The sequence below is a fragment of the Phenylobacterium sp. genome (genome assembly GCF_044371015.1).
Lineage (GTDB): Bacteria > Pseudomonadota > Alphaproteobacteria > Caulobacterales > Caulobacteraceae > Phenylobacterium.
On record NZ_JBILUK010000266.1, the window covers coordinates 1 to 4,097 of the forward strand.

At 65.4% G+C, this 4,097-nt stretch carries 2 protein-coding genes; both read right to left on the reverse strand.

Annotation, left to right across the window (positions count from 1 at the left end; translation table 11 throughout):
- Positions 1-3,287: DNA-directed RNA polymerase subunit beta (gene rpoB / locus ACIQ3R_RS15985; RefSeq protein WP_397419848.1), on the reverse strand; the 3,287-nt coding region annotated here is incomplete at its 3' end.
- A gap of 433 nt (positions 3,288-3,720) precedes the next feature.
- Positions 3,721-4,097: hypothetical protein (locus ACIQ3R_RS15990; protein ID WP_397419849.1), on the reverse strand; the 377-nt coding region annotated here is incomplete at its 5' end.

Below are 4,097 nucleotides of genomic sequence, written 5' to 3' on the forward strand. Positions count from 1 at the left end.
TTGGAGATCACCCCCTTGTTGCCGTGACGGCCGGCCATCTTGTCGCCCGGCTGCAGCTTGCGCTTTACCGCCACGAACACCTTGACCATCTTCATCACGCCGGGGGGCAGTTCGTCGCCCCGCTGCAGCTTGTCGACCTTGTCCTCGAAGCGGCGATCCAGGCGCTTGCGCGCGTCGTCGAACTGCTTGCGCAGAGCTTCGAGCTCGCCCATCGCCTTTTCGTCGTCGAGCGCGATCTGCCACCAGAGGCCGGGCGCGATCTCGTCCAGCTTCTCGGTCGTCACCTCGCCGCGGCCCAGGCCCTTGGGACCCTGCACGGCCGACTTGCCGACGATGAGCGCCCGCAGGCGGCTCTGCATGTTGCGGTTCAGGATCGCGAATTCATCGTCACGGTCCTTGCCCAGGCGATCGATCTCGGCCCGTTCAATGGCCAGAGCGCGTTCGTCCTTGTCCACGCCATGTCGGTTGAACACCCGCACCTCGACCACAGTGCCGGTCACGCCCGGCGGCAGACGGAGGGAGGTGTCGCGAACGTCTGAGGCCTTCTCACCGAAGATCGCGCGCAGCAGCTTCTCTTCCGGCGTCATGGGGCTTTCGCCTTTCGGCGTCACCTTCCCGACCAGAATGTCGCCCGGCATGATCTCGGCGCCGATGGCCACGATCCCGGCCTCGTCGAGGTTGCGAAGGGCTTCCTCGCCGACGTTGGGGATATCGCGGGTGATCTCTTCCGGACCCAGCTTGGTGTCCCGGGCCATGACCTCGAACTCTTCGATATGGATCGAAGTGAACACGTCATCGCGAACGATGCGTTCGGAGATCAGGATCGAGTCCTCGAAGTTGTAGCCGTTCCAGGGCATGAACGCGACCAGCACGTTGCGGCCCAGGGCCAGTTCGCCGAGCTCCGTCGAGGGGCCGTCGGCGATCACGTCGCCCACCGCCACGGTGTCGCCCACCCGCACCAGCGGACGCTGGTTGATGCAGGTCGAGGTGTTCGAGCGCTGGAACTTCTGCAGGCGATAGATGTCGACGCCGGGCTTGGACGGATCGGTTTCCTCCGTCGCGCGAATGACGATCCGGGTGCCGTCGATCTGCTCGACCACGCCGGTGCGACGGGCCACGACAACGGCGCCGGAGTCGACGGCCACCACGCTTTCCATGCCGGTGCCGACCAGCGGCGCGTCCGACTGGATCAGCGGCACGGCCTGCTTCTGCATGTTCGAACCCATCAGGGCCCGATTGGCGTCGTCGTTCTCCAGGAACGGGATCAGCGAGGCCGCGACCGAGACCACCTGCTTGGGCGACACGTCCATCAGATCGACCTGATCGCGCGGCAAGAGGCCCGGTTCGCCGTTGATCCGGCCCGGGACCAGGTCTTCCACGATGGAACCCTTGTCGAGCTTGATGTTGGCCTGGGCGATGACGTGCTTCGCCTCCTCCATTGCCGACATGTAGACCACCTCTTCGGTGGTCTTGCCGTCCTTGATCCGCCGATAGGGGCTCTCGATGAAGCCGTACTTGTTCACCACAGCGTGGGTGGCGAGCGAGTTGATCAGGCCGATGTTCGGACCTTCAGGCGTCTCGATCGGGCAGATCCGGCCATAGTGAGTCGGGTGCACGTCGCGCACTTCGAAGCCGGCGCGCTCGCGGGTCAGGCCGCCCGGACCGAGCGCTGAGAGACGCCGCTTGTGGGTGATTTCCGACAGCGGATTGGTCTGGTCCATGAACTGCGAGAGCTGCGAGGACCCGAAGAACTCCCGGACCGCCGCCGCCGCCGGCTTGGCGTTGATCAAGTCGTGCGGCATCACCGTGTCGATATCAACGCTCGACATCCGCTCCTTGATCGCCCGCTCCATGCGAAGCAGGCCGACACGGTACTGGTTTTCCAGCAGTTCGCCGACCGAACGCACCCGACGATTGCCCAGGTTGTCGATATCGTCGATTTCGCCGCGGCCGTCGCGCAGCCCGACCAGGGTGCGCAGCACTTCGATTACGTCGTCCTTGCGCAGGATGCGCACGTCGTCCGGGCAGTCGAGCTCGAGACGCATGTTCATCTTCACACGGCCGACCGACGAAAGGTCATAGCGCTCGCCGTCGAAGAACAGGCTCTTGAACATCGCCTCGGCGGCTTCCACCGTCGGAGGCTCGCCCGGACGCATCACGCGATAGATGTCGAACAGCGCATCTTCCCGCAGCGTGTTCTTGTCCACTCGCAGCGTGTTGCGCATGTAGGCGCCGACCGTGACATCGTCGATGTCCAGCACGTCCAGGGTGGAGAAGCCCAGCTCCACCAGCTTGGCCAGCGCCTCAGGGTCCAGCTCGTCGCCGGCCTCGGCATAGATTTCGCCGGTTTCGAAGTTCACCAGATCGCGGGCCAGATAGCGCCCCGTCAGCGCTTCGGGCGCCAGCAGCAGGGTCTTCAGGCCGTTGTCGGCCAGCTTCTTGGCGTTACGCGCCGAGAGCTTCTGGCCGGCCGGCGCCACTTCCTCGCCGGTGTCGGCGTCCATCAGCGGGAATTCGGGCTTCACGCCGCGCCAGCGGTCGGCCTTGTAGGGCGTCGCCCAGCCATCGCCGCGCTTTTCGTAGGGCAGGCTGTCGTAGAAGGTCGCGAGGATTTCCTCGCCGTCCATGCCCAGCGCCATCAGGAAGGTGGAGGCCGGCAGCTTTCGGCGGCGGTCGATACGGACATAGACGATGTCCTTGGCGTCGAACTCGAAATCGAGCCAGCTGCCGCGATAGGGGATCACCCGGGCCGCGAACAACAGTTTACCCGACGCGTGGGTCTTGCCCTTGTCGTGGTCGAAGAAGACGCCCGGCGAACGGTGCATCTGGCTGACGATCACGCGCTGGGTCCCGTTGACGATGAAGGTGCCCTTCTCCGTCATGAGCGGGATGTCGCCCATGTAGACGTCCTGCTCCTTGATGTCCTTGACCGAGCGGGCCCCCGTCTCCTCATCCGTTTCGAACACGATGAGGCGCAGCTTGACCTTCAGCGGCGCGGCATAGGTCATGTCGCGCTGGACGCATTCCTCGACGTCGTACTTCGGCTCCTCGAACTCGTAGGAGACATATTCGAGCACCGCGCGCTCGTTGAAATCCTTGATCGGGAAGACCGACTTGAAAACCGCCTCGATCCCCTCGTCGCGACGCACGTTCGAGCGCACTTCGCGCTGCAGGAACTGCTCATAGGACGAACGCTGAACCTCGATCAGGTTCGGCATCGCCACCGCTTCGGGGATGCGGCCGAACGACTTGCGGATCCGCTTCTTGCCGGTGAAGGACTGCGTCATATTGATCCCTTGCGCACGCCAGGGAGACGGACTCCCGGCGCAGAATGCTGTCTTCCGCGTCCACCCTCAGCAGTCCCAGTGGGACGCCGGACGCCGGAATGCTCCCCGTGTCGTCGGGAGCGCCCCTTCGCATGGTCAGAGGGCGGGACCATGCCTCGGGGCCTGCACGCGCGAAGGCCGCATCGAAGAGATGTGAATCGGGAGGTATTTTCGCGAGCCGCCGCAGATATTCGGTTTCGAGCCGCTTGTGAAGCCCCTTCGACACACAAACGACAAGCGGCGCGGAGGGGGTGCTCTCCGCGCCGCTATAGAGGCCCGCGTGACTGGCCTCGGGGATCGTCATCGCCGGGGGTGCTCCGGCATGGGTGTAACCCGCAGACCGCATGCGAGTTCCAGGGTCGGACCGGAAAAATCGGCTTTCGAGCGAGCTTCGCTACTGACCGCCGTTCATTCGCCTCACGCAGGTCTGCCAGTCGACGCCAGAGGCCACGCAGGCCTGATATCCTACTCCGGCCTGGTGGGTGGCCCGCGCCGCGGTATCGCCGGCCATCAGGGACGGAGTGACCACCTGGCCGGGCGTGGGCGCAAAGGCAGGTCGCGGCGTCGTGGCCGGCGCCGCGCTGGCGATCGCCAGGCACTTCTGGATCACGGCGGGATCTCCGGCAGCGCTCCTCACGCAGATGGCGATGGCCTGCTGCACCGCCGCCGGGTTCACACCGCCCGTCGCCGGCGCCATCGATGGCGCGGCCGCGGGACGCTGCGCGGCGCCCATTGCGCTGCCCAGGATCCCTGCGATCCCCGCCGCGCTCG